This is a genomic window from Vibrio sp. PSi01 (assembly GCF_054960695.1).
The window spans coordinates 1-25604 of the sequence record NZ_JBHNYN010000008.1 but is presented as its reverse complement, the minus strand read 5'-3'; the positions used below and the strand labels follow the sequence as shown (position 1 = coordinate 25604).

Genomic DNA, 25604 nt, shown 5'->3' with positions numbered 1-25604 from the left:
TACGATAAGTAATTCATTACCGGGAACTGATGACAAACACGACTAAAAATTTCGCAGTGGGCTAGTATAGGCACACGAGCCGCAATAGCAAGGTTTACAGCACTGGATTATTGTAAAGAGGCGTAAAATAAAGCTAACGATTCACCTCCTCAAACTAAAGAATTAGTTGCATAAAACTCGCCCAAAAATGCGTCAGGTCTCAGTTATTTTTTGGATAAAAAACTATAGTAATAGCAACAAATAAAAAAGAAGGAGGTTCGTATGATCAAGGTTGAAGATATGATGACTCGCAACCCTCATACCCTATTGCGCTCACACTCACTGGCCGATGCTAAGCACATGATGGAAGCGCTTGATATCCGCCATATCCCAGTTGTAGATGCCGACAGAAAATTATTAGGCGTCGTAACACAACGTGACGTTCTTGCCGCTCAAGAATCTAGTCTACAAAACATCCCACAAGCTCAATCATTTACTCTTGCGACACCACTCAACGATATCATGCACAAAAGCGTTATGTCGGTAGAGCCGCGAGCTGGATTGAAAGAGTCAGCTGTTTATATGCAAAAGCACAAAGTGGGCTGTTTACCTGTTGTCGATGACCACGAATTAATAGGGATTATCACTGATAGCGACTTCGTCACGATAGCGATCAATCTACTCGAACTCCAAGAAGAAGTAGAACCGGAAGAAGTCGAAAGTTAGCCAACGTTGTTCTATCTGCTATCCCCCTAGAGCCTTTCAATCCAAGGCTCTTTACATGTCCAACAATCACATATTCACTGTGAAACTCACTGTATCCCTCATTTCTTCTTAGAGACCAGTTCCAAAGTTCAAGCCTCTCAATAAACCGAACTCACTTATTGTTCTTATATATGAGAATGTAAGGCTCTAATTGGATTTATTGATATATCTATCGTTTGGATAATGTAAAAATTTGTTAACAATAAAAACAAACTGCCTTTCTGGGAATGATACGTATGAGTTTAAAGAAATTGCTGTCCTTGGGTTTTGGCGTAATTCTTGCGCTAATTTTGGTTATTTCAGTCGTTGCTTCATTGCGCTTTTATCAATCGAGTGATGGATTTAACACCTATCGTTCCCTCGCATTAACAAGCGTATCCACAGGGCGAATCCAAGCCAACATATTGGAAGCTCGTTTATCTGCATTAAAATATATAAAGGACCCTGTTGCATCGCATGCTTCAGAACTGGACAAGCGCATCACTACATCAATTCAATTGATCGATGAAGTGTTAGAGGCTCATCTTGACGACCTCCATAAAAATGAGTTCTTAGCGATAGAGAAGCAGCTTAAACAGTATAGCCAAGGGTTTAGCCAAGTTGTTCAACTGGTCAATACTAGAAATAGCTTAGTAAAAGAGAGCTTAGACCCATCAGGTTTAAAAATGCGACAAGCAGTGACTAACTTGATGACTCAAGCATCTGCTGAAGAGGATTTAGAGGTTGCAGTCAGTTCAGGACAACTTCAACAACACGTATTGCTATCAAGATTATATGCTTCTAAATTTCTGACCAGTAACAACACAGAAGATGCTCAGCGAGCAGAAAAAGAATTTGCATCAGCAGCGTTGCTTGTGGAAACAATAGAATCTCAACTAATGTCGAACGAGCAAATTCGATACTTAACTGATTTTAATACCGCTTTTAAAGCCTACCGTCTGACATTTTCAGAAGTCGTTGACACGATAAATGAACGAAACCGCATCGTTTCTGGCACCCTTGATGTTGCTGGTAGCAACGCAGCAAAAACAATTGAAGAAATCAAACTATCCACAAAGTCAAAACAAGACTCTGTAGGACCAAGCATGGTTGAACGATTTTCAAATGCTCAATTTATCTTAGGTGCACTTTCAATCATTGTTATCGCTATCGCCCTTGGCATTGCAATCTCCATTTACCGAAGCGTATGGAAAGTTGTAGGAGGGGAGCCTAGCGAGATTCAATCGATTGTCGAAGAAGTTGCTTCAGGCGATCTTTCAAAACAGATTCCAGTAACAGGTAAAGAAACGGGTATATACGCCAACATTTTAGAAATGCGCCAAGAACTGCGTCGCATCATCGATGGATTCCACCAAATTTCAGACAACGTTTCAGCAGCTTCAGTCGAGTTAACAGCCGTAATGAGCCAAACCGAGGGGAACGCTCAACAAGAGCTGAGTCAAATGGAACAAATAGCAACTGCCATCAATGAGCTCTCTAGTACTGCGAATGAAGTCAGCCACAACGCTGCTAGTGCTGAGAACGCGGCAACGGGTGCAACTTCCAATGTCAAAGAGGGGGGAGTTTCACTCGATGCATCCGATGATATATCTCGCAAGGTTGAAGACTCAATCGAAGAAACATCAAACATCGTCAATCAACTGCAAGAGTACTCGGTAGAGATCGGGACTGTTATTGAAGTGATCAACTCGATTTCCGAACAGACGAATTTGCTTGCGTTAAATGCGGCAATTGAAGCAGCACGAGCTGGTGAGCAAGGGCGTGGTTTTGCTGTCGTTGCTGATGAAGTTCGTTCTCTGGCCGCTAAAACACAACAATCAACTGTCGATATTCAAGAGATAATCTCTCGACTTCAAGCACAGGCAAAAGATGCCAACCAGTTCATGCAATCTAACCTATCGTTAGCCGTCGAGTCGCGTCATTACAGCGAACAGCTTAGAACGGCATTCGCATCAATAACGGAGTCTGTTGGCCTGATTTCAGATATGAATACACAAGTAGCAACAGCATCTGAAGAGCAATCAGGAGTCACACAGGATATTTCACAAAATGTTTCTTTAACCTTTGATATCGTTCACCAAAATGTTTCAGGAATCGAACAAAGCAAACAAGCGAGTGAGGAGTTATCTTCATTAGCAGTGAAACAAAAAGACTTACTGAGTTTTTTCAAAATCTAACGCTGTAAATAAATTTCCAACGCCACAGTTTGTGGCGTTTTTCTTCTAAAATAAATAGAAAGAGCGGCTAAAATGGCCGCTCTTTTTGTTTTGATGTTCTAGGTTTTTTATAACAACTCAGACACCACATCCGCTAACTGATGGAATGTTTCACGGCGCGATGAGCTCGGTCGCCACACAAGACCAATATCTCGGTACGCTTGCTGACCAGGAGGATCAATAACCACTAGGTTTTGATTTTCCAGCAAGCCATGATCGATCGCCATTTGTGGAATAAAGGTGGTTCCTAAACCATTGGCCACCATTTGCACCAGTGTGTGTAGGCTTGTGGCGGTAAATGGGTTTATCTTCTCTTTATCCGTTAACTTGCACGCTGATACCGCGTGCTCGGTTAAGCAGTGCTCGTTCTCCAGCAAAAATACAGACTCATCTGGCAAGTCATCGTATTTAATCGGAACACGAATGCCATCAGCTTGATTACGACTGATCACCATTCTGAACGGGTCTTGCCCGACAACTTGGCTCTCCATGTTGTCGATATCGACAGGCAAAGCCAAAATCAAAACATCCAACTCACCATGACGCAGCGCTGCTAATAAGTTAGTTGTTGTGTCTTCACGTAACAGCAAATTTAACTGTGGAAAGCGTTGGTTAACTTCTTGTACTAAATCGCACAACAAGAACGGCGCGATGGTAGGAATACACCCTACTCGTAGCTGCCCTTGCATTGCATCCCCATTGCATAAGTTTCCGAGCTCGACAAGGTCTTGCCCTTTCGCCAGTAGCTCTCGACCATGCTTAACCACCAGCTCACCCGCTTGTGTAAATACTAATGGACTCTTTTTATCTTTTTTCTCATACAAAGGGCAACCAATCAGCTCTTCGAGGTTTTGAATACCTTTACTTAGCGTGGATTGACTGACGAAACAGCGATCAGCAGCATCGCTGAAGTGGCGTGTTTCGTGAAGAGTAACGAGATAATAAAGTTGCTTAAGACTTGGCCATTTATTCATGAAATTACTTTGTAATATGAGTAGGATAAGTTGGACAAAGGTCAGCAGACCTAAGGACTGAGCAAAGAATAAGCTTATCGCTTTTTTCGATTAACTTAATCTATTTAATTCGCTTTTTTCTATAGTACCGATTGTACTATAGTTTGTCCCGTAGAAACGGAGCCCAAACAAAGATGTGTTGGGCCAACTAATTTTTTAGGAGATTCCAAATGGTACTAGTAGGTCGTCAAGCCCCTGACTTTACTGCAGCAGCTGTTCTAGGTAACGGCGAGATCGTTGATAACTTCAACTTCGCAGAATTCACTAAAGGTAAGAAAGCGGTAGTTTTCTTCTACCCACTAGACTTCACTTTCGTTTGTCCTTCAGAGCTAATCGCTTTCGACAACCGTCTTGAAGATTTCCAAGCTAAAGGCGTTGAAGTAATCGGTGTTTCTATCGATTCACAATTCTCTCACAACGCATGGCGTAACACTGCTATCGCTGATGGCGGTATCGGTCAAGTTAAATACCCTCTAGTTGCTGACGTTAAGCACGAAATCTGCAAAGCATACGATGTTGAGCACCCAGAAGCAGGCGTTGCTTTCCGTGGTTCTTTCCTAATCGACGCAGACGGTCTTGTACGTCATCAAGTAGTGAACGATCTTCCACTAGGTCGTAACATCGACGAAATGCTACGTATGGTAGACGCACTAAACTTCCACGAGAAGAACGGTGAAGTTTGTCCTGCACAATGGGAAGAAGGTAAATCAGGTATGGACGCATCTCCAAAAGGTGTTGCAGCATTCCTATCTGAGCACGCTGGCGACCTAAGCAAGTAATTACCTCTTAAGCCCGAACTCAACGCGGGTTAATGGTTGGAAGACTCTCTATAAAGAGAAATAAAGCATAAGCTAATAGCGCAAAGCGCACCGCCAATCAGTTAAGAAGTAAAGTCCTATTAAAAGCCCGAAGTTAACGCTTCGGGCTTTTTGTTTTTACACGCTTTAATCCATTCCCTTTCTCACAATGAATAGGGGTAACTGCAAAGCAAAACTTTACCCCTATTTCCCTCTTCAAACATCTATTCAGAATCACATCTAGATTGCTATTATTTCATCAATAACTTTTTGAACGAATAAATCTGATGAACACCGAAATTGAAGTCTGTATCGATAACTTAGAATCTCTACATAACGCACTATCTGGCGGTGCGAATCGAATTGAGCTTTGCTCTTCCTTGTCACTTGGCGGGTTAACTCCAAGCTTCGGAATGATGAAGCAAGCAGCAAAAGTTTCGTCAGTTCCAGTATATGCCATGATACGGCCAAGACAAGGCGACTTCATTTTCGATGATGACGACATGCTCTGTATGCTTGAAGATATTGAAGCTTGTGCAAGTGCCGGGGTAAATGGGGTCGTACTTGGCGTGTTAGAGCCTAATGGAAGTATTGATATGCCAAAAATGCAGCAACTGGCTGACAAAGCGCACTCATTAAAGCTTGGAATTACGTTCCACAGAGCCATTGATCAAAGTTCTGACTACCAAGTAGCATTAGAACAAATCATTACACTTGGATGCGAAAGAATCCTAACGTCAGGGCTTGCTGTTAATGCAGAGCAAGGCATCGATGTATTGGCAGCAATGGTCAAACAAGCCGATAGCAGAATCGATATCATGGCTGGGGCTGGCGTCAACGCAACAAATGCTAAGATTATTCAAAGCAATACCCAAGTGCCAGCTCTTCACCTTTCAGGAAAATCAACAAGACCAAGCCTAATGGAAAACAACTCAAGTGCTCAAATGGGCAGTGATGATATTGATGATTATCAGATCCCAGTGACCGACGCTAATAAGATATCCGATGTAAGAGAAGCCCTCATTGTTTAGGGCAATAATCACTAACACAAATCTAAGAGAACCTCGCGACTAATCTAACTAACTGACGTATATTAGATTTAATAGTGCCGAAAATTTTCATGGATAGATATGGCTAAAGACTTATTCAGTACTCTTGATTTAAACCTGTTACGAACATTCCTCATTGTTTATCAAGAAAAAAACACCAGAAAGGCTGCGGAGCGACTCTTTGTTTCACAGCCAGCAGTCAGCCAAGCCCTACAGAAGCTAAGATATCACTTCAATGATGACCTCTTCGTAAAGGTTCATGGTGGCCTGCAACCTACCTCATTCAGTGAGCAACTCATCAATGAAATAACACCACACTTTGATGGCCTAATGACAGCTGTGAATGCATCCAATCGATTTAATCCAAGTGAAATTGACTACCCCTTAAAGATAGCGTTATCACCTGTAGTACTCGCTTGTTTATCCGGTACCTTATATAAAGAGCTTATGAGACAAGCACCAAATTCAAAACTCGAGCTTGTAAGTTGGTCTACCTCATCTTGTGAAGATATACAGAAAGGAGAGGTTCTATTAGGCGTTGCTTACGAGCTTCCTTTTACATCAAAAGAGATTTATGTAAAAAAACTGGTGGAAATTACCGGCCGATTATTTGTAAGAAAGGATCATCCGATAAAGCAAGCTTCAGTCAGTCCCGAAGAGTTAGCAGGTTATGAAATAGCATCAATGATATCTCCTGGCTGGAACGACAATTTTAGCCATGCAGCCAACATATTAGAGTCACGTTCAATTCCACACAGTATTGGCTTTCGTTCCGAGATTTTGATGGCTATCATCGATGTCGTGGCGAACTCAGATATGTACATGCCACATTCCAACCTATTCCCCATAGATAACTACCCAACGCTGCGAGCTATAGATGTAGATCTTGACACTAAACACAAAAATGTCAGCGTTTACAGCCATATACACACTAAAAACCGTAATAACCCTCTCATATCCTGGCTTTTCGATGTAATCAAAGATGCGCTACTACAACAAATTAATAAGTAATGCTTATTACAGATATACGAGAACCTATTTAGCTTAAAAATATAACACTGTTTAATATTCACTCCATCGACAGGGAGTCAATCAAATATAAGGATGCAATAATTAAACATTAAGAGCGTTATTTATATGAAATTACTAACTACAGCACTAACCGTTATCGCAATCACTTCTGCTTCATCAGCTTATGCTCAGAAAGACTATTCTGGACATCGTATTGGTTTCGGTATTGTTTCTAGTGAAGTCGATCATCTAGATTCAAATTTCTCTCGAAGCGATTTAGGTAATGGGTTAAAGCTCGAATATGGTTATGACATTAACCGAATCTTTGGTGTGAATATCTCATCAGATACGAGTAAAGAAGATGAAAATTTTGAAGGCTATGGATATGAGACTAAAGTTTCAACCTTCAAAATAGACACAGACATCGGCTATGCATTCTTCCTCAATGGCTTTGATGTAAAGCCATACGGTGCTATTGGTTTTGCTCGTGTAGAGGAAAAGATCACGTTAAATACGCCTGACGGTAGTGCAAGTATCAAAGACAACAATACTTCTCTATTGCTAGGCACCGGAGTTAGAGCAAATTTTGATTTCGGTCTTTATACCGACCTACGCTTCAACTTCATCATGATGGATGACTATGACATCGATCAGTTATCTTTCACTGTCGGATACAAGTTCTAAGAATAGCTTTCCATCAATTAAACACTTTGTTCACAATCTGTTTGGGTTGTGAGCAAAGTAATCATGCGTACCAATAAGTAGGCATTATCACCGATATAACCAATACGAATTAGCCTACTCTTTCTAAAATATTACAATATGAGTGTTATTCAATTGCTTCACTGGTTTTACACATGGAGCGACATAATGCTAAGGAGAGCTAAATTTACCTCGGTGGTACCATGAAATTAAAAACACTCCTTCTCACTTCCGCTTTATTTTCAACATCTGCATTTTCAAACGGCCTTCACCTATCTCCTGAAGTAAAAATCGGCGCTTATCATGGTTTTGGGATCCAGGCGGGTATTACTGATGTGGCAAACTCGGGGGCACTGTACTTAAGCTACTCCCACCTTTGGTATGACAGCAGTCGCTATGATGAAACAGTGGATGCTTACCGTATTGGTATTCAAAATATGTTTGGGCGAAATCAAATTCACGGTTTTCAAGCTGAGATCGGAATGGCCAGTTATGACGGTGCGAAAACACGTTCAACTGAAATAGAAGAGAAGACAGCGCATGGTTTAAGTCTAGGCGGTGCCTACGTTTACCAAGCAACACCAGTGCTTGGGCTACGCGCTGGTTTTGATATGAATATTTTTGATCATAATAAGACCTTTGTGCCTTACGATACGACCATCAACCTCAACCTAGGTGCCATCGTTAGGTTCTGAAGATAAGTTCTATTTGAGCGCGTCATCTAGGCTTTGATCGCCAAGGTGACGTACATCTTTACCCTTCACAAAATAAATAATGTATTCACATATATTTTGGCAACGATCCCCCACTCGCTCAATCGCGCGGGCTGACCACATCACTTGTAGGATGTTGGGGATATTCTTAGGGTCTTCCATCATATAAGTCATTAACTGACGAATCACCGCTTCGTATTCAGCATCCAATTTGTCATCAAGCTTATGAACCTCAGCCGCAGCATCAACATCCATTCGAGCAAATGCGTCCAAGACTTGATGTAGCATAGTGATCGCTTGTCTACAAAGTGGCTCTAGCGATACGTGGAACTTTTGTTCTTTGGTCGATGGAATCTCTATCGCGCCTTGAGCGATCTTAGAAGCAACATCACCAATTCTTTCGAGATCAGTAATTGTTTTGATGATCGCCATAATCAAACGTAGATCTTTCGCTGTAGGCTGACGTTTGGCGATAATACGAGTGCAAGCCTCATCAATAGATACTTCCATTGCATTCACTTTGTGATCGTCACGAATCACTTTTTTGGCCAGTTCCACGTCATCTTTATGGAGAGCTTGCATCGCAAACGAAAGTTGCTGCTCCACCAACCCGCCCATGGTAAGTACATGAGTACGGATAGACTCTAGTTCTACGTTGAATTGCCCTGAAATATGACGACCGAAATGCATATCAGCTCCTTGAAAAGAAATGAAACAAGCCATTGATATAAGAGTGGCTTAGCTCTGAGTGGCTCCGATTAAACGTTAGCCATACCTACCTGTTATGTAGTCTTCTGTTTGATTTTTCAATGGAGACGTAAAGATTGAATCCGTATCTGAGTACTCGATCAATTTTCCCATATGGATAAAGGCAGTGTGATCACTAACACGAGCAGCCTGCTGCATGTTATGAGTAACAATCACTACGGTATACTGGGTTTTCAGATCGTTAATCAACTCTTCAATGGTCAACGTAGAGATAGGATCCAATGCTGATGTCGGTTCATCTAACAACAGAACTTCTGGTTCAATCGCCACTGCACGGGCAATGACCAAACGCTGCTGTTGACCGCCAGATAAACCAAAGGCATTCTCATGCAATCGGTCTTTCACTTCGTCCCATAGCGCAGCTGCGCGCAAAGAACGTTCAACAGCATCATCGAGATCTCGACTGTTACTCATGCCTTGTAGTCTCAAACCGTAAACCACATTCTCATAAATAGACTTAGGGAAAGGGTTTGGGCGTTGAAAAACCATTCCAACACGACGTCTCAATGTAGCCACATCAACCTTAGGGTGATAGACATTCTTACCATGAAGTTTTACTTTCCCTGAAACCTTACACCCCTCAACCAAATCGTTCATACGATTAATACAGCGTAATAGGGTCGACTTACCACACCCAGATGGGCCGATAAATGCGGTCACTTGTCCTTTAGGAATCTGCATTGAGATATCATCGAGCGCTTGGCTTTCTTTATAATAAAGATTCAACCCTTCAATTGAGATAGCGGTTTGCTCGTCAGTTAGGTTATGAACATCTAGTGGAGCTTGGTAACCCAAGGTTTCATTAATTGAGAACATTTAATCTTGTCCTAAGGTTCGATATTTTTCACGCAAGTTATTACGGATATTGATGGCTGTTAAATTCAAACCAACGATCACCGTAACCAGTAAAAATGAAGTCGCATACACTAAAGGTCGTGCCGCTTCGATATTCGAAGTCTGAAAACCAACATCGTAGATATGAAAGCCTAAATGCATGAACTTTCTATCTAAGTGTATGTAAGGGAACTGACTATCAACAGGCAAACTTGATGCGAGTTTAACAACCCCTACTAACATCAATGGGGCAACTTCTCCCGCAGCTCTAGCAATCGCTAATATTAACCCCGTAATAATCGCAGGGCTTGCCATCGGTAACACAATACGCCATAGCGTCTCAAATTGAGTTGCACCAAGCGCTAAAGAGCCATGTCTTACAGAGCTAGGAATTCGCGTCAAACCTTCTTCTGTTGTCACAATAACAACCGGAAGCGTCAATACCGCTAAAGTCAGTGCAGACCAAAGCAGTCCAGGAGTCCCAAATGTTGGAGCAGGTAAACGCTCTGCATAAAATAAGCTATCGATTGATCCGCCAATGGTATAAACAAAAAAGCCTAAACCAAAAACACCATATACGATCGATGGAACACCCGCCAAATTGATCACGGCAATACGAATTAAACGAGTCAATGCGTTACTTTTTGCGTACTCATGTAGGTAAATAGCCGCAACAACGCCTAAAGGCATCACTACGATCGACATCAGTATTACAAGCAACACAGTACCAAAAATAGCAGGAAAAACCCCGCCTTCAGAATTGGAGTCTCGCGGATTTTCAGATAAGAATTTCCAAACTTGCTTACCCCAATGCCCGACCTTTTCAGGATAAGACATTTTATTGGGATACCAGTAATCCAGTATATGACTGAGCGGTATTTCTACCTTTTCGCCTGTCATATCTTCCACCAGCAAACTTTCCACATTCAATTGCGTTCTGAGATGCTCCAGCTTTAATTCGGCTTCATCTAATTGACGGTTTAATTCAAGTTTGGTTTCTGTATATGTTTTAAGATAGTCATCACTCACTGACTCATTTAGCTCTAGCTTACGCTTTTCTAAACGTAAATTTTCTAATTGCCAACTAACGTTACGTATCTCTTGATTTACAACACGTGACGTTTCTTCACGCAATGTATCGGCAAACGCCAAACCGTCTTCAAGCTTTTGGTCAATGTTCGAGTAAAAGGTTCCAGAAGCCGTTTTAAAGCCAACGGGTTTACCAAAGAAATACCCACCACGACTGCGTTCAATCACAGCCCATTCAGAGGGGGTGGTTGGCTCTAGTAAATTCACATCCAGTATTGATACAAAATCAGCAGGGTAAAGTTCTCTGTTTGCGACTTTGATATTTAAGCGCTGTATTAACCCAGTAGAAATGTTTTGTGGCGATAAAAGATCATGAGCTTGTGGTACCTGTTCTATCGGAATGTATTTTCGTTCATACAACTGACCAATTAGCACATCTTGCTTTGACACCGTTTCATCAAGGTCGACAACCAAAGATAGATCTTTAGACTCAACTTGCCATTGGTACAGCGGGGCCGGCCAAAAATAAGTTAACCCTTTCCAGCCAATCAATAACATTAAACCAAGAACAGAAAGCATACTAATACTCACTGCACCGCCGGTTAACCAGATCCATGGAGAGCCAGATTTAATCCAAGATATTAATGATTTTAGCTTATCCATCACCACCAACCTCGAACGTTGTCCACATAAACAAAGCTGTCATCGTTTTCATGAATAGCACAACGCTCAGTGTCCTTAGTGAAACAACGAGATTCAAGCACGCAATGAGACAAAACATCAAAACTACAGAGCACGATATTTATCTCTCAATCTTTGTCTTACCCACTCAGCAACTGAGTTCACCGCGAACGTAAAAATAAACAGCAGGAGTGCAGCTAAGAACAACAAGCGGAAATGAGACCCGCCCACTTCAGATTCTGGCAATTCGACAGCGATCGTTGCCGATAACGTCCTCATCCCTTCCAAAATATTCCAATCGAGGATCGGTGTATTACCTGTTGCCATCAAAACGATCATCGTTTCACCGACAGCACGCCCTAGCCCCATCATAATTGCTGAAAAAATACCGGGACTGGCCGTGAGTAATACGACGTAAATCAGGGTCTGCCACGCTGTTGCGCCTAAAGCTAATGATCCATCTGACAGGTGCTTAGGTACTGAGAAAATAGCATCTTCTGCAATGGTGAAAATCGTAGGAATGACCGCAAAGCCCATAGCAAAACCAACGACCAACGCGTTACGTTGATCAAAATCGACGCCATAACTAGCCAGGAAAGTTCGAATATCACCATCAAACAACAAAGCTTCAATGCTGCTGCCACCAGCAAATACCGCAACCACAGTGACAATCAAAACGGGTATCAAAATCAGCGCATGCCAGCCATTAGAGAAGCGACTCGTCACCACCTTAGGTAAACAGAACCAAGCTAGCCCAGTCAATAGCGTACTTAATGGCAGCAACACCATTAATGAAAATACAGCCGTTAAATGGGTTTCAACGATTGGGGCAAACCATAAGCCAGCTAAAAAGCCAATGATAACTGTCGGTAAAGCTTCCATCAGTTCAATCGAAGGCTTCACTACTCTTCTCATCCGTGGAGACATAAAGTAAGCGGTATAAATAGCTCCGAGTACAGCAACCGGTACTGCAAACATCATGGCAAACAGAGCCGCCTTGATGGTACCGAAAGTGATAGGGACTAAACTGAACTTCTCTTCAAAATCATCATTGGCAGACGTTGATTGCCAAACATATTGAGGCTCTGGATAGCTTTCATACCAAACTTTTTGCCACAGCGATGAAAACGAAATTTGTGGGTATTCATTGTCGACCTTAGCCACGCTTATTTTGTTGTCAATTAGCGTTGCCAGATGTAATTCATTAGCAGACATGGCTGCTAATGTAGGTGATTTATCAAATGCTCGTTCAAATAGAGAGAGCTTCTCGCTGGTCGTATAATGGCTTTGTAATGTGCCATTCTTATAGAAGCTGTAGAAACCCTTTCGGTAAGTATCCGGCAAAATAAATTGCACTTCTTCAGCCAGTTGGAAATCGCGGATGTGAGTCAGACTACGCTGTTCATCTTTCAGCACATCAAACCATTGGGAAACTTGTCCGTCCTGATGCGTTACTAACAGGGAGTAAGCACCCGATAATAAATCGATGCTTTTAACGGCGTGCTTCGCGTCATTCAAACTAAGATCAATGACTTCGCGAACATCAAAACCAACGTCCGATCGCTTTAATATCACGAGATCAGATTGAGATCTTAGGTATAGAGTTTGCCCATCAGGGGTAATGAGCAGCTGTTGCTGTAAACCTAGCTTGTCCGATAGCCATTGGCTTTTTTTAAAAGTATATGCACCTGCAAGATCACTCTGGTACCACTTAACAAGGACTCGCTGATCTGTTAACTGAGCAATAACGGTGATATCACGTCCACTTTTAGAAAACGCGAATTGTTCGATCACAGCACCATTTGCAGGTTCATCGTGTAAAAAAGGCTCAGGGAGCGTGATCTGTTCTATTTTTGGCTCTGTCTCTGTGCCCTTTTGCAGCACAGGCGCACTATACTCTGGGTAGAAAAAAGTCATGTTGCTTGCGCCATCCGCAAAGGCAAACCAATTTTCAGAAGGGGTATTTCGAGAAAAAGCTATTGGATTGGTTACAACACTACGCTCAAAGTAAGAGTGTTTTTTTTGAGAGTCTAAATCCCAAAATTGTACCAAACCAGATTTTTCGATGGTAAATGCATGTTGGCCATATTCATCAACAGATAAAGCGATAGGCTCTTCTACACCAACGGTTTTAACGACTTGAGCCGTCTCTAAACCGGTATCAGAAAATACGGGTAAAATAACCATCGCCAAGTAAACAAAGATCAAAACCAAAGCAGCTAAAACACTGACGCCGCCACATGTCACGGAAAAACGGACGAGACGATCTTTCAACCATCTTTTTTTGTCGCGTTCTTTCAATGAAAATTGGGCTGAAGCCATCTGTTTATCTACCTTTTTTTAGCTACTGACATAATATGTACCTTAGATGACAGTTATATTACAAGTAACGTTAAACAACTGATACTAATAACAAGTTTGTTCACCTTATTTCTTAAAATAAGATCGTGCATTTTGTGAATCTTATTGTTCTAAATTAAAATACCGCCTCAATAACCTGCATTCTAGGACTAATCATAACGATGGAAAAAGACTATGTCACAAAAGAACTTAGCTGGTTATCTTTCAATGAAAGAGTACTGCAAGAAGCGGCAGATAAATCGGTTCCATTGATCGAAAGGGTCCGTTTTTTGGGCATTTACTCCAAAAATCTCGATGAGTTCTACAAAGTCCGATTTGCTGATGTAAAACGTAAGATCTTGTTAAAAGATCCACCGTCAACAAATGTTCCCAAAACCTTGCTGACCCAAATGCAGAACAAAACCAGAGATCTAGAGGTTCACTTCCATGAACTTTATAATGATTTATTATTGGAACTAGCACGTAACCGTATTTTTTTGGTCAACGAACAGCAAATCAGCACAGAACAAAGTGAATGGGTTAGAAAATATTTTAGAAAGAAAATACTCCCGCACTTAACCCCTTTATTGCTAAACGAAGATAGCTTGTTGCTCAACACCCTAAAAGATGATCAGAGCTATTTAGCCATCGACATCAACCGTAATAGATCTTCTCAATATGCCTTACTAGAGATCCCATCTGAACAACTCCCTCGTTTTGTCAAACTTCCAGAGACTTCAGATTCACAACGTACAACTTTGATCTTATTAGATAATATAGTTCGATTCTGTTTAGACGACCTGCTAAAAGGGTTCTTTGATTATGATTCGTTGAGCTGCTTTGCCATTAAAATGACTCGCGATGCCGATTACGATCTGCAAAAAGACTACGATTTTCAGAAAAGCAACGGCCTACTAGAGGCAATGTCATTAGGCTTAGAACAGCGTCTCACAGCACTGCCAATTCGCCTCATTTATGAATCTGAAATGCCATCAAAGATGCTGAGTTATTTGCGACTAAAGCTCAAGCTATCAGATTATGACAGCGTCATTGCAGGTGGGCGATATCATAACTTCAAACACTTTTCTGAGTTCCCAAGCCTCAATCGACACGACTTAATTAATCGCCCTCTCTCAGCAATTAAATGCGCTCAATTCAACCATTACCCTAACTATTTTGAAGCTATCAAAGCACGCGATATCTTATTACATTATCCCTATCACACCTTTGACCACATCACGGAACTGGTTAGACAAGCCTCATTTGACCCGAAGGTAAAGGCTATAAAGATCAATGTCTATCGTGTAGCTAAAGGCTCAAAGCTGCTTAACTCCATTATTGATGCTGCACATAATGGTAAGAAAGTGACGGTCGTGGTTGAGCTGCAAGCCCGCTTTGATGAACAAGCCAATATTCAATGGGCGAAGACTCTTCAAGACGCTGGTGTCAAAGTACTCCATGGCCTACCAAGTTTAAAAATTCACTCCAAGCTACTGCTCATTAAAAGAAAAAACGGCAAAGCGCTGGAACATTATGCTCATATTGGAACGGGCAATTTTCACGAAGTGACGGCTCGCGTCTATACTGACTTCTCTTTACTGACTGCAAATGAGGAGTTAACGCAAGAGGTTCGGCAAGTATTCAGATACATTGAAAACCCTTATCAAAAAGTACAATTTAAGCAGCTTATTGTTTCACCCAAAAATACCAGAAAGCGTCTTTATCAGTTGATCGACAATGAAATTCAGAATGCGGCAAATGACAAACCAGCATCGATCACTCTGAAATTAAACAACTTAGTCGACCGTGAGATCATCGAAAAACTGTATCAAGCCAGTCAGGCAAACGTAAAAGTGAGAATGATCATTCGTGGTATGTGTTCTTTGGTTCCAGGGCTCCCCAACGTCAGTGACAATATAGAGATCATTAGCGTGATAGACCGTTTTCTTGAACACCCAAGAGTAATGATCTTTGGTAATAATGATAATCCCAAAGTCTATATATCTTCTGCTGATTGGATGACGAGAAATTTTGACCGTAGAATCGAAGTGGCGACGCCAATTTTAGATCCAAAGATCAAGCAAACTATTATCGACATCACTGAGTTTCATTTTGACGACTGCAACAAAGCCCGAAGACTTGACCGAACAATGAGCAACCATTACTTACCACCACAATCTAACCGCTTAGATGATTCAACGTCACAGCTTGCGACTTACCACTATATTAAACATATTGAGAAACTGGCTCGTAAGAAATACAAGCAAGAGAACAAATCATGCAGTTAATCGAAAGTAAACGCCCCAGATGTATCGCAGCTATCGATTTAGGTTCGAACAGCTTCCATATGGTGGTCGCTCAAGTTTTTGAACAACACCTACAATTGGTTAGTCGACATAAGCAAAAAGTCAAATTAGCCGACGGATTCAATGAGCATCAATGTATAACCGAAAGTTCTATCGAAAGAGGCTTGGCATGCCTGACACTCTTTGCCGAAAGGCTCACTGACTTTAAAATTGATGATGTCAGAGTGGTTGGCACACACACGCTAAGAAAAGCGAAGAACTCAAAAGAATTTTTGGAACGAGCGAAGACCATATTCCCCTTTCCTATAGAAATAATTTCAGGCCCAGAAGAAGCTCGGATTATCTATAATGGTGTCGAGCATACACAAGTAACCTCCAACACTAAGCTCGTGATTGATATCGGAGGAGGAAGTACCGAAATAGTTGCGGGGCAAGGCTTTACACCCAAGATTACGCATAGCTTATCAATGGGGTGTGTCAGTTTCACTCAGCGTTTTTTTGCTGATGGTAAGCTCTCATCGCAACAGTTCTCCGAAGCCTATTCTGCAGCTATTCAACTATTAACTCCTTTGGTTGATGACTTCCACTTTTTAACTTGGGATATCGCCTTTGGTTCATCGGGTACTACTAAATCAATCAAAGAGGTACTCACTGAATTAGGGTTTAACGACGGCCTCATTACGCCGCAACGTTTGTCCTATTTAAAAAACCACTTATGTGAATTTCCATCATCTGAGAAATTAGACCTATCAGGTCTAAATGATGAGAGAAAGTCAGTGTTTGCAGCTGGTGTTACCATTCTTTCAGCAGCCATGGATACGTTAGACATCAAGGAGTTACATTTTTCTGATGGTGCCCTGAGAGAAGGCGTTCTTTATGACATGGAGGATAGATTTAAAGATATTGATGTTCGAACAAGAACTGCCGAAACGCTAGTCTCTCGATACCATGTTGACGTAGCCCATGGCCAGAAAGTCAAAGTACTCGCTCTTGCATTATTGAAACAAGTGCAGCCTCAAGTGACTACTACAGTCACTAATGAGCTATATGATCTGGTTGGTTGGACAGCATTGCTTCATGAGGTTGGACAAAGCATTGCATTTCAAGGCTATCACCGCCATTCAGCTTATCTACTCAAACATACGACAATGCCCGGTTTCAATATCGAGCAGCAACGCCTGATCTCAACATTGGTTCGTTACCAAAGAAAAGCACTCAAGCCACAAGATTTACCGGAACTTTCCCTGTTTGATCCACAACAAATAACGCTGCTAATCCGCATATTAAGACTCGCAATTTTACTCAATCGACAGCGAAGTCAAGCACTAGTCCCTGACGTCACCCTAACGATTGAACTACATGGTGATTGGGTATTAAAAGGTACCTGCAGCAACTGGTTAGCTGAAAATCAACTGCTTAATTATGAACTCAGAGAAGAACAAAAACGCTGGGGGTGTGCAGGATGGTCATTGATACTTAAATGATAGAGCTTCAACACAAAAACAGCCTGCGACTTCGCAAGCTGTTCATACGTTTTTTCTACGTCCAGTCGCCTTAATCAGAGCCCGACTTTTGCCAACTCTTTCTCTGCAAACTCAGACGGTATCGCTAAGTAACCATCTTTTTCTACAAGCTCTTGCCCCTGCTTTGAGAATATAAAAGTAAGAAACTCTCTCTCAACAGGAGAAAGCGGCTTATCGGGATGCTTGTTCACGTATACATATAAAAAGCGAGACAATGGATAGTCACCGCTTAAAATATTGACACGAGTAGGCTCAACAAATTGCGAACCTTGCTCTGCAATCGGAATTAATTTAACGCCAGCGACTCGATAACCAATGCCTGAATAACCTATCCCACTGACGGATGATGCGACAGATTGAACCACTGAAGCAGAACCTGGTTGTTCATTGACTCGATTCTTAAAGTCACCACCGCACAATGCGTTTTGTTTGAAATAGCCGTAGGTTCCCGAAACGGAATTACGCCCAAACAGTTGGAATCGATGTTTTGCCCAAGGTTGGTCTACGCCTAGATCTTGCCAATTGTTCAGAGGTTTCGTCGCACCACAGCGTAATGTCTCAGAAAAAATGGCGTCTATCTGGTGAAAATTTAGCCCTTCAATTGGATTATCACGGTGTACAAACAAACCAATAGCATCGATAGCAACTCGAAGCGCTGTTGGCTTATAGCCATGCTCTCTTTCGAATGCTTCTACTTCTCTTAGGCGCATTGGTCGACTCATAGGACCAAGGTGAGCCGTGCCTTCCGTTAGAGCAGGAGGTGCCGTTGCAGAACCTGAAGCTTGGACCTGAGCGTTAACATTCGGATAGTAAGATTTAAATTCTTCAACCCATAACGTTGTCATACCAGCCAAAGTATCCGAGCCTACCGATAATAAGCTCCCAGAAATACCTGGTACCTTAGAATAATTAGGAAGCGACTCAACGCTCTGTTCAGCATAGCTAGGATTAACCACAGCAAACGCTAATAATGTACTAATGGGTAAACGCATCCTGCGTATCAAATTGTTCATGACACGGTTAGTCTATTTGGAAGCGTGAAATGGAATCGGCTACCAACACCAACTTCACTTTGAATTTCTAAATGCGAGTCATGATGACTAAGTGCATGCTTTACAATCGCTAACCCAAGCCCACTACCACCCGTATCGCGTGAGCGGGCTTTATCAACACGATAAAAACGCTCTGTGAGTCGATGCAGGTGCTGTGGCTCGATTCCGTCTCCGGTGTCTGATACGTCCAAACATGCGCCTTGGCTAGTTTGATACCAACGAACCTTAACTGTAGCGCCTGGCGGTGTGTATTTGACTGCGTTGTACACAAGATTCGATATAGCACTTCTTAGCTGATCTTCATCAGCTAGAACTCGTAAACTCTTATCAATATCAAATTCTAGCTTGTGCTCCCGATCGCCACTTAGACTTGCGGCTTCTTTTTCAAGCACTTCCAACATAGCCGGTACATTGACGACTTCATCCAACTCATGCATCGGAGCAGCTTCAATTTTTGACAGTGTTAAGAGCTGGTTCACTAGGCTGTTCATGCGATTCAGTTGTTCAATCATCACGCCATGGGCTTTAGGCCACATAGGTCCAACGATCATGTCTGGATCTTCCGTCATTTCAAGATAGCCCTGAAGTACAGTCATTGGAGTACGCAGTTCGTGGGAAACGTTAGCAAAGAAGTTACGACGCATGCCTTCCAGCTGTTTTAGCTGAGTAACATCACGTACTACCATCAAGTGCTCACCTTCAGTGTAAGGCACGATACGCAGCTCAAGCATACGTTCCACATTGAGTGGCGATGGCATTTCTAACGGCTCTGAGAAATCTTGTTTGTTAAGGTACTTGATGAAGTCCGGCGTGCGGATTAAGTTGGAAATAGGTTGCCCTGAATCGTCTGGCCAGCGAAAGCCCAGTAAATACTGAGCGAGCTTATTACACCAAACGATATTGCCTTCACCGCGAAATACCACAACGGCATCGGGCAGAGATTCCGCACCGTTTCTGAAACGGCGAATTAGGTTAGTCAACTCTTTGCGTTTGCGACGCTGCCTCTGCTGCATACGATATATACCATTGAACAGAGACTCCCAATTTCCAGAACCTGATGGTGGCGTTAGACGCTTCTCATCCCACAACCATGCGGACAAACGCATTTGATTGTGTAGATGCCAGCCGAGCTGCAATACCGTAGCAGCCAGCAGTAACCATGGTAAGTAACCGAATATCCATCCGACTAAAATCCAAGGTGCGTAAAAAAAAGCCAGCTCCCAAGCCAGCTTTTTCCAGGTTAACTTTTCAACCATTCAGGACTCCGTAAACTGGGTAGCGAAGCCACACTAAGCCTTTGTAGAAAAACGGTAGCCCGCGCCGCGAACCGTTTGGATTAGCTTGTCGTGACCTGCGGATTCAAGTGCTTTACGCAGGCGTCGAATATGTACATCAACAGTACGATCTTCAACGTAAACGTTGGTGCCCCAAACATTATTCAATAGTTGCTCTCGGCTATACACACGCTCTTGGTGAGTCATAAAGAAGTGCAGCATTTTGAACTCTGTAGGTCCCATATCAACCGGACCTTCGCTTGCGGTAACGCGGTGAGATACAGGGTCTAACTTAAGACCTTGAACATCAATCACATCTTCCAGTGCAGTTGGCGTTACACGACGAATAACGGCTTTAAGACGCGCCACTAACTCTTTTGGCGAAAATGGCTTAGTGATGTAATCATCAGCGCCGACTTCTAATCCACGAACCTTGTCTTCTTCTTCACCACGAGCCGTCAGCATCACTACTGGGATGTTGCGAGTTAACTCTTCACGCTTCATGTGCTTGATAAAGTTTATCCCACTACCGCCAGGTAGCATCCAATCTAGTAATACTAGATCTGGGAAAGGTTCACATAGCTTGTTTACCGCTGTATCGTAATCTTCAGCCTCTACTGCTTGGTAGCCTTTTTGTTCAAGGACAAAACACAGCATCTCACGAATAGGTGCTTCATCTTCAACGACCAGAATCCTTCTCGACATAATTGAATAGCCTTTGTATTTAATCAACGCATTGCATTATCTGAGTTAATTATGACACTTTTGTGACCTTTGAAAACAAATTTTCATATAACTGTCTCAAACAATTCACTTTATAACTTTTGATACAGAGCTAGGGACAAATCAACTTAGATCTCATATCATGAGGCACTTCTAAAAAGGTATGAGAAAAATTTATGTGGTTTAAAAATTGCCTAGTCTATCGCTTCAACCGTGATATTGATTTCAATGCAGATCAGCTAGAGAAACAACTTGAAGAGTTCCGTTTTACCCCTTGTGGTAGCCAAGACAAACAGAAGTTTGGTTGGGTAAATGCGATGGGTAGACACGGCGATATGATGACGCACGTATCAGAAAACCGCATTCTAATCTGTGCAAAGAAAGAAGAAAAAATGCTTCCTGCTTCTGTGATCAAAGATTCATTAAATGCAAAAGTAGAAACACTTGAAGCGGAGTCTGGTACTCCTCTGAAAAAGAAAGAGAAAGATAGCCTAAAAGAAGACATTATCATCGACCTTCTTCCTCGAGCTTTCAGCCGCAGTAACTTCACTTACGCGCTGATCATGCCGAAAGAAGGCTTTATTGTGGTTGATGCTAGCAGCTACAAAAAAGCTGAAGACGTATTGGCATTACTACGTAAAACTATGGGTAGCCTACCAGTAGTGCCAGCTATTCCAGAGCAAGCGATTGAAACGACTCTGACAGAGTGGGTGAAATCAGGTGATACGCCTAAAGGAATCACCATGCTTGATGAAGCTGAACTAAAATCAATCCAAGAAGACGGCGGTATTGTCCGAGTTAAGAAACAAGAACTAGAAACGGATGAGATTAAAAACCACATTGAAGCCAACAAAGTTGTGACTAAGCTTCTTATCAACTGGCAAGATCGCATTGAGTTCATCCTTGCTGAAGATGGCAGCATCAAGCGCCTGAAATTCAGTGATGAACTAAAAGATGAGAACGACGATATTCCTCGTGAAGATCAAGCTGCACGTTTTGATGCAGACTTCTCTCTACTTTGTGGTGAGTTCAGTGTTTTCCTTCCAAACCTATTTGAATCATTAGGCGGGTTAACTCAACCTAACGCTTAATTGTTTCGATTTAGAGCTCAGGTGTCGACGATATCTGAGCTTGTTTTCTTCGCCACCCCGCTTATCAACACCTAACAACACTCTTCGCAATACCATTGTTATCTTTAGGGCTATCAACCAAACTCATTTTAGCGTAAAATTTGCGCCCCTTTGATATCACTTGGTGGTATCAACCTGACTTGAGATCAGATTAGAGAACGAAGCAATGACTACACAAAAACCATTTGTACCTGAACTATTATCACCGGCAGGAAGCCTTAAAAACATGCGTTACGCATTCGCCTACGGCGCAGATGCAGTTTACGCTGGCCAGCCACGTTACAGCCTTCGTGTTCGTAACAACGAGTTCAATCACGAAAACCTACAAATCGGTATCGATGAAGCTCATGCTCAAGGCAAAAAGTTATATGTTGTATGTAACATTCAGCCACACAACTCTAAATTAAAAACATTCATTCGCGACCTTAAGCCAGTTGTTGAGATGGGCCCAGACGCTCTTATCATGTCAGATCCAGGTCTTATCATGATGGTACGTGAATCATTCCCTGAAATGCCGATCCACCTTTCAGTTCAAGCAAATGCCGTAAACTGGGCGACCGTTAAGTTCTGGTCAACTCAAGGCGTTGAGCGTGTGATCCTATCTCGTGAGCTTTCACTTGAAGAGATCGAAGAGATTCGCGAACACTGTCCAGAAACAGAACTAGAGATCTTTGTTCACGGTGCACTATGCATGGCTTACTCTGGTCGTTGCCTACTTTCTGGCTACATGAACAAACGCGATCCAAACCAAGGTACTTGTACTAACGCTTGTCGTTGGGAATACAAGACAGAAGCAGCAAAAGAAGACGAAAACGGTCAGATCGTTGAAGCTAACCCTACAGGCGTTGCTATTCAAGAAGTCGAAACTCAAGGTATTGAAGTTCAAGACGAGCGCCCTGACAACACACTAGGCCTTGGTAAGCCAACTGATGAAGTCGTTTTACTTTCTGAATCACACAAACCTGAAGAGAAAATGGCGGCGTTTGAAGATGAGCATGGTACTTACATCATGAACTCGAAAGACCTTCGCGCAATCCAACACGTTGAGCGCCTAACTAAGATGGGAGTTCACTCTCTAAAAATCGAAGGCCGTACTAAGTCTTTCTACTACTGTGCACGTACAGCCCAGGTTTACCGTAAAGCTATCGACGATGCTGTAGCAGGCAAACCATTCGACGAAAGCTTAATGGGTACACTAGAGAGCCTAGCTCACCGTGGTTACACTGAAGGCTTCCTTCGTCGTCACACTCACGATTCATACCAAAACTACGAATACGGTTACTCTATCTCTGATACTCAACAGTTTGTTGGTGAATTCACAGGTAAACGCCGTGGCGACCTCGCTGAAGTAGAAGTGAAAAACAAATTCCTAGTTGGTGACAGCCTAGAAATGATGACACCGAAAGGTAACATTGTTTTCAAACTAGAAGTTATGGAAAACCGTAAATCTGAAGCAGTAGACGATGCAAAAGGTAACGGTCACTTTGTATTTATCCCTGTACCAGCAGATTTGGATTTAGAGTACGGCTTACTGATGCGTAACTTAAGCGCAGGTCAAGATACACGTAACGCATCAGGTAAATAACCTTTACTTGAGAAACTTTTGCTGAGAATAATATATGGCTCTGTTAATTACCGACAAGTGCATAAACTGTGATATGTGTGATCCTGAATGCCCAAATGGTGCAATCACTATGGGCGACAGTATCTTTGAGATCGATCCTGATTTATGTACTGAGTGTAAAGGTCACTATGAGAAGCCAACATGTCAGTCAGTGTGCCCCATTACAAAATGCATCATCACTGACCCAAACCATATTGAAACTGATGACGAGCTGCTAGAAAAGTTTGTCATTATTCAAGGCTTGACCTAATAAAGAAAAGGTTCAACTTATTATAAGCTGAACCTTTTTTTTAACCTGATTTTCCGATTGGATAAATATTGCAAAAGAGCTCCTTTTCAAATTGATATTCAAGTCTCTCTCGCCAATTTATCGATTGCGCGATAGGAATAAGATAGAAATTTTCCCTACTGGTATCTGTCACAAATGCCATTCCATACTGCATCAACTCATAATGGACATCATTAACAAAACTCGGGTCTAAGCGTTGTCTACCAGTCAGGTGATTAATGTCATCTCTTGAAATAGAAATACCTGAATTTTCTGTACTGAATCTATGTCTTAACCATTCTGAAAATTCCTTTGCACAAATCATAGTCATAGTCTTATCCTTGAATTATCTATCGACGGGCATCAGACTCTGATTTCGCATACTGCACATAAGCCGCATCTTTCACCCCAAAAACACTCCATTCCTGACCAAACGTTATCAAATTCGTAACTGCTCGTACTATTCTCATTATTGTTCTTATTAATATCAAACGATGTTCTTAATCTTGTGTTTATAAACTCTAGACAAAAGTGTGACATTTCTCCAGTTTTAGAAATGAGAAAACCAATGGCATTACCACTCTAGTTGAGCCTAGTAACTAAAATTACTTCTTGGATATCAAAGCTAAACACTGACTAGGCATCACTTTTATTTTTTTCTTTTTAGTAGTCTTAGCGACTTTTTTCGGGGGGGAGACTGGAATATTTTTCGGAGCCCAACTTGCAAGTTCATCTCCACAGCCATCACCTTTTGGAGGGTTTGCTTGCGCGATACAGTTCGAACTACCTTCGGGGCACTTTAAGCGTACATGAAAATGTGAATGGTGCCCCCACCAAGGCCTAATTTTCCCCAACCAAGCTCTGTCTTTCATATCTGAGGACTCTTGGTTACACAGGATTTGTTTAATAACTGGATGGACAAATATACGCACTACTTTTTCATCTCTAGCTGCATAGCGAATCACCTGAAAATGCTCATCAGTCCAATTCGACTCACGCAACTTGTAGTTGGTGAGATCCACGACACTCATTGGCTTGGGGACAGCAAGTTCATTCTCAGATAGCCTTTTATTCGTCAACCTTAACCAGATATCAATATCTAATCCAGTTTGGTGACTTGAATGACCCGAAGAAAAGCGCCCTCCTCTAGGAAGTGAAATATCACCGACCAATAAATTAGTATTGAGTTTTTCGCTGGTCGTTCCACCTAACCTTTCAATAAACCTTATAGCTTCTATATGGCCATAATAGCGCCCTCTTTGAGGACGAATGATCTGATATCCCAAACCATTAATAGGCAAAGCCTGCGCACCATCTAGACAGCCATTAGCATAACTTCCAATTGATGAGGGTGAGTTATTAGTAGGGTGACTCTCTTTCTCCCACGAAGTTGCTGATGAAGAAAAGGAACAAAAGAATACAAACAGTGCGAAAAAAAACCTCATAATAATCCTAAATTACTGACGCTTACTCATTATATTAGTCGTCATTTAGGATTAGGTGCATATCGTATTTAAATTTTTGGTGCTAGCCAGTGAATGAGACGGGTTAAAGCTATAAAGTAGGAAAAGAGAAAACAGAAAAATTTCGGTATAGATGAATTTTGAAGCGTAATGAGCTATTTAGACCAAGTTACTTTCTATAATTTATCAAGCTCCAGAAAGCAAAAAGGCTCTAGCATTTCTGCTAGAGCCTTAAATATGGCAGGGGTGGAGAGATTCGAACTCCCAACACGCGGATTTGGAATCCGCTGCTCTGCCAATTGGAGCTACACCCCTATTTTCAGTTTTAAAGAGCTGAAACTCTG

22 protein-coding genes and 1 tRNA gene are annotated in these 25604 nt (G+C 42.0%); 12 read left to right on the top strand and 11 right to left on the bottom strand.

Annotated elements, in window-relative coordinates; translation table 11 throughout:
* The first annotated feature begins 261 nt into the window (after positions 1 to 261).
* Positions 262 to 705 carry a CBS domain-containing protein gene (locus ACFI6G_RS12805; protein WP_010440484.1) on the top strand — a complete coding sequence of 148 codons (444 nt, stop codon included), beginning with the start codon at positions 262 to 264 and terminating at the stop codon, positions 703 to 705.
* A gap of 275 nt (positions 706 to 980) precedes the next feature.
* Positions 981 to 2921, top strand: a complete 1941-nt coding sequence (locus ACFI6G_RS12800; RefSeq protein WP_016794101.1) for a HAMP domain-containing methyl-accepting chemotaxis protein — start codon at positions 981 to 983, stop codon at positions 2919 to 2921.
* A gap of 107 nt (positions 2922 to 3028) precedes the next feature.
* On the opposite strand, the gene ACFI6G_RS12795 is transcribed toward ACFI6G_RS12800, so the two are convergent.
* On the bottom strand, positions 3029 to 3934 hold the full coding sequence (locus ACFI6G_RS12795; protein WP_010440478.1) for a hydrogen peroxide-inducible genes activator: 906 nt from the start codon (positions 3932 to 3934) through the stop codon (positions 3029 to 3031).
* Positions 3935 to 4143: 209 nt separating this feature from the next.
* On the opposite strand from ACFI6G_RS12795, the gene ACFI6G_RS12790 reads away from it, so the two are divergent.
* From ACFI6G_RS12790 to ACFI6G_RS12770, 5 genes are all read left to right on the top strand, one after another.
* Positions 4144 to 4752: a peroxiredoxin C gene (locus tag ACFI6G_RS12790; RefSeq protein ID WP_010440476.1), complete on the top strand. Its 609-nt coding sequence runs from the start codon at positions 4144 to 4146 to the stop codon at positions 4750 to 4752.
* Between the two features lie 305 nt (positions 4753 to 5057).
* Positions 5058 to 5801 carry a copper homeostasis protein CutC gene (locus ACFI6G_RS12785; RefSeq protein ID WP_016789119.1) on the top strand — a complete coding sequence of 248 codons (744 nt, stop codon included), beginning with the start codon at positions 5058 to 5060 and terminating at the stop codon, positions 5799 to 5801.
* 99 nt (positions 5802 to 5900) lie between these two features.
* Entirely contained in the window at positions 5901 to 6830 is a 930-nt protein-coding gene (locus ACFI6G_RS12780) for a LysR family transcriptional regulator (protein WP_016784851.1), read from the top strand.
* Between the two features lie 126 nt (positions 6831 to 6956).
* Positions 6957 to 7514 carry a porin family protein gene (locus tag ACFI6G_RS12775; RefSeq protein ID WP_010440457.1) on the top strand — a complete coding sequence of 186 codons (558 nt, stop codon included), beginning with the start codon at positions 6957 to 6959 and terminating at the stop codon, positions 7512 to 7514.
* A gap of 221 nt (positions 7515 to 7735) precedes the next feature.
* A complete protein-coding gene (locus ACFI6G_RS12770) occupies positions 7736 to 8227 on the top strand; it encodes a hypothetical protein (protein ID WP_010440456.1) in 492 nt (163 codons plus the stop codon).
* 9 nt (positions 8228 to 8236) lie between these two features.
* Here ACFI6G_RS12770 and phoU read toward each other — a convergent pair whose 3' ends face one another.
* The 4 genes from phoU to ACFI6G_RS12750 form a co-directional block, all read right to left on the bottom strand.
* Complete coding sequence (gene phoU, locus ACFI6G_RS12765) at positions 8237 to 8935, bottom strand: phosphate signaling complex protein PhoU (RefSeq protein WP_009848270.1); 699 nt, start codon at positions 8933 to 8935, stop codon at positions 8237 to 8239.
* Between the two features lie 75 nt (positions 8936 to 9010).
* Positions 9011 to 9829: a phosphate ABC transporter ATP-binding protein PstB gene (gene pstB, locus ACFI6G_RS12760; protein ID WP_010440452.1), complete on the bottom strand. Its 819-nt coding sequence runs from the start codon at positions 9827 to 9829 to the stop codon at positions 9011 to 9013.
* Entirely contained in the window at positions 9830 to 11539 is a 1710-nt protein-coding gene (gene pstA, locus ACFI6G_RS12755) for a phosphate ABC transporter permease PstA (RefSeq protein WP_010440449.1), read from the bottom strand. It lies immediately after the preceding gene.
* A 123-nt stretch (positions 11540 to 11662) separates the two neighbouring features.
* A complete protein-coding gene (locus tag ACFI6G_RS12750; RefSeq protein WP_010440448.1) occupies positions 11663 to 13879 on the bottom strand; it encodes an ABC transporter permease subunit in 2217 nt (738 codons plus the stop codon).
* 200 nt (positions 13880 to 14079) lie between these two features.
* On the opposite strand from ACFI6G_RS12750, the gene ppk1 reads away from it, so the two are divergent.
* Together ppk1 and ACFI6G_RS12740 are read left to right on the top strand one after the other, a co-directional pair.
* Complete coding sequence (gene ppk1, locus ACFI6G_RS12745) at positions 14080 to 16185, top strand: polyphosphate kinase 1 (RefSeq protein WP_010440444.1); 2106 nt, start codon at positions 14080 to 14082, stop codon at positions 16183 to 16185.
* Positions 16176 to 17687 carry a Ppx/GppA phosphatase family protein gene (locus tag ACFI6G_RS12740; protein ID WP_102315776.1) on the top strand — a complete coding sequence of 504 codons (1512 nt, stop codon included), beginning with the start codon at positions 16176 to 16178 and terminating at the stop codon, positions 17685 to 17687. The genes ppk1 and ACFI6G_RS12740 overlap by 10 nt, the downstream gene beginning before the upstream one ends.
* A 74-nt stretch (positions 17688 to 17761) precedes the next feature.
* Here ACFI6G_RS12740 and ACFI6G_RS12735 read toward each other — a convergent pair whose 3' ends face one another.
* The 3 genes from ACFI6G_RS12735 to phoB are packed head-to-tail and all read right to left on the bottom strand — an operon-like array spanning position 17762 to position 20757.
* Complete coding sequence (locus tag ACFI6G_RS12735) at positions 17762 to 18718, bottom strand: PstS family phosphate ABC transporter substrate-binding protein (protein WP_010440438.1); 957 nt, start codon at positions 18716 to 18718, stop codon at positions 17762 to 17764.
* 17 nt (positions 18719 to 18735) lie between these two features.
* Positions 18736 to 20034 (bottom strand): phosphate regulon sensor histidine kinase PhoR, encoded by a 1299-nt coding sequence (phoR, locus tag ACFI6G_RS12730; protein ID WP_102315775.1) that lies wholly within the window; start codon positions 20032 to 20034, stop codon positions 18736 to 18738.
* Between the two features lie 33 nt (positions 20035 to 20067).
* Positions 20068 to 20757 (bottom strand): phosphate regulon transcriptional regulator PhoB, encoded by a 690-nt coding sequence (gene phoB / locus ACFI6G_RS12725; RefSeq protein ID WP_004735064.1) that lies wholly within the window; start codon positions 20755 to 20757, stop codon positions 20068 to 20070.
* Between the two features lie 194 nt (positions 20758 to 20951).
* On the opposite strand from phoB, the gene rdgC reads away from it, so the two are divergent.
* From rdgC to ACFI6G_RS12710, 3 genes are all read left to right on the top strand, one after another.
* Positions 20952 to 21866 (top strand): recombination-associated protein RdgC, encoded by a 915-nt coding sequence (rdgC, locus tag ACFI6G_RS12720; protein ID WP_010440435.1) that lies wholly within the window; start codon positions 20952 to 20954, stop codon positions 21864 to 21866.
* 205 nt (positions 21867 to 22071) lie between these two features.
* On the top strand, positions 22072 to 23490 hold the full coding sequence (gene trhP, locus ACFI6G_RS12715) for a prephenate-dependent tRNA uridine(34) hydroxylase TrhP (protein WP_010440433.1): 1419 nt from the start codon (positions 22072 to 22074) through the stop codon (positions 23488 to 23490).
* Between the two features lie 34 nt (positions 23491 to 23524).
* A complete protein-coding gene (locus ACFI6G_RS12710) occupies positions 23525 to 23779 on the top strand; it encodes a YfhL family 4Fe-4S dicluster ferredoxin (RefSeq protein WP_004735061.1) in 255 nt (84 codons plus the stop codon).
* A 40-nt stretch (positions 23780 to 23819) separates the two neighbouring features.
* On the opposite strand, the gene ACFI6G_RS12705 is transcribed toward ACFI6G_RS12710, so the two are convergent.
* The 3 genes from ACFI6G_RS12705 to ACFI6G_RS12695 all read right to left on the bottom strand — a co-directional run bounded on the left by ACFI6G_RS12705 (position 23820) and on the right by ACFI6G_RS12695 (position 25575).
* Positions 23820 to 24128 (bottom strand): hypothetical protein, encoded by a 309-nt coding sequence (locus ACFI6G_RS12705; protein ID WP_010440431.1) that lies wholly within the window; start codon positions 24126 to 24128, stop codon positions 23820 to 23822.
* Between the two features lie 274 nt (positions 24129 to 24402).
* Positions 24403 to 25242, bottom strand: a complete 840-nt coding sequence (gene mepA / locus ACFI6G_RS12700; protein WP_010440429.1) for a penicillin-insensitive murein endopeptidase — start codon at positions 25240 to 25242, stop codon at positions 24403 to 24405.
* 256 nt (positions 25243 to 25498) lie between these two features.
* Positions 25499 to 25575: transfer RNA gene (locus tag ACFI6G_RS12695), tRNA-Trp, on the bottom strand.
* Positions 25576 to 25604: the final 29 nt, after the last annotated feature.

What these genes read in the sequence shown, in the direction of transcription:
- ACFI6G_RS12775 (WP_010440457.1), top strand. Translation starts at nt 6,957, where the DNA reads ATGAAATTACTAACTACAGCACTAACCGTTATCGCAATCACTTCTGCT.
- ACFI6G_RS12780 (WP_016784851.1), top strand. Translation starts at nt 5,901, where the DNA reads ATGGCTAAAGACTTATTCAGTACTCTTGATTTAAACCTGTTACGAACA.
- ACFI6G_RS12710 (WP_004735061.1), top strand. Translation starts at nt 23,525, where the DNA reads ATGGCTCTGTTAATTACCGACAAGTGCATAAACTGTGATATGTGTGAT.
- ACFI6G_RS12805 (WP_010440484.1), top strand. Translation starts at nt 262, where the DNA reads ATGATCAAGGTTGAAGATATGATGACTCGCAACCCTCATACCCTATTG.
- pstA (WP_010440449.1), bottom strand. Translation starts at nt 11,539, where the DNA reads ATGGATAAGCTAAAATCATTAATATCTTGGATTAAATCTGGCTCTCCA.
- phoR (WP_102315775.1), bottom strand. Translation starts at nt 20,034, where the DNA reads ATGGTTGAAAAGTTAACCTGGAAAAAGCTGGCTTGGGAGCTGGCTTTT.
- ACFI6G_RS12750 (WP_010440448.1), bottom strand. Translation starts at nt 13,879, where the DNA reads ATGGCTTCAGCCCAATTTTCATTGAAAGAACGCGACAAAAAAAGATGG.
- ACFI6G_RS12705 (WP_010440431.1), bottom strand. Translation starts at nt 24,128, where the DNA reads ATGACTATGATTTGTGCAAAGGAATTTTCAGAATGGTTAAGACATAGA.
- ACFI6G_RS12735 (WP_010440438.1), bottom strand. Translation starts at nt 18,718, where the DNA reads ATGCGTTTACCCATTAGTACATTATTAGCGTTTGCTGTGGTTAATCCT.
- ACFI6G_RS12785 (WP_016789119.1), top strand. Translation starts at nt 5,058, where the DNA reads ATGAACACCGAAATTGAAGTCTGTATCGATAACTTAGAATCTCTACAT.
- trhP (WP_010440433.1), top strand. Translation starts at nt 22,072, where the DNA reads ATGACTACACAAAAACCATTTGTACCTGAACTATTATCACCGGCAGGA.
- pstB (WP_010440452.1), bottom strand. Translation starts at nt 9,829, where the DNA reads ATGTTCTCAATTAATGAAACCTTGGGTTACCAAGCTCCACTAGATGTT.
- ACFI6G_RS12790 (WP_010440476.1), top strand. Translation starts at nt 4,144, where the DNA reads ATGGTACTAGTAGGTCGTCAAGCCCCTGACTTTACTGCAGCAGCTGTT.
- mepA (WP_010440429.1), bottom strand. Translation starts at nt 25,242, where the DNA reads ATGAGGTTTTTTTTCGCACTGTTTGTATTCTTTTGTTCCTTTTCTTCA.
- ACFI6G_RS12800 (WP_016794101.1), top strand. Translation starts at nt 981, where the DNA reads ATGAGTTTAAAGAAATTGCTGTCCTTGGGTTTTGGCGTAATTCTTGCG.
- phoB (WP_004735064.1), bottom strand. Translation starts at nt 20,757, where the DNA reads ATGTCGAGAAGGATTCTGGTCGTTGAAGATGAAGCACCTATTCGTGAG.
- ACFI6G_RS12740 (WP_102315776.1), top strand. Translation starts at nt 16,176, where the DNA reads ATGCAGTTAATCGAAAGTAAACGCCCCAGATGTATCGCAGCTATCGAT.
- ppk1 (WP_010440444.1), top strand. Translation starts at nt 14,080, where the DNA reads ATGGAAAAAGACTATGTCACAAAAGAACTTAGCTGGTTATCTTTCAAT.
- ACFI6G_RS12795 (WP_010440478.1), bottom strand. Translation starts at nt 3,934, where the DNA reads ATGAATAAATGGCCAAGTCTTAAGCAACTTTATTATCTCGTTACTCTT.
- phoU (WP_009848270.1), bottom strand. Translation starts at nt 8,935, where the DNA reads ATGCATTTCGGTCGTCATATTTCAGGGCAATTCAACGTAGAACTAGAG.
- rdgC (WP_010440435.1), top strand. Translation starts at nt 20,952, where the DNA reads ATGTGGTTTAAAAATTGCCTAGTCTATCGCTTCAACCGTGATATTGAT.
- ACFI6G_RS12770 (WP_010440456.1), top strand. Translation starts at nt 7,736, where the DNA reads ATGAAATTAAAAACACTCCTTCTCACTTCCGCTTTATTTTCAACATCT.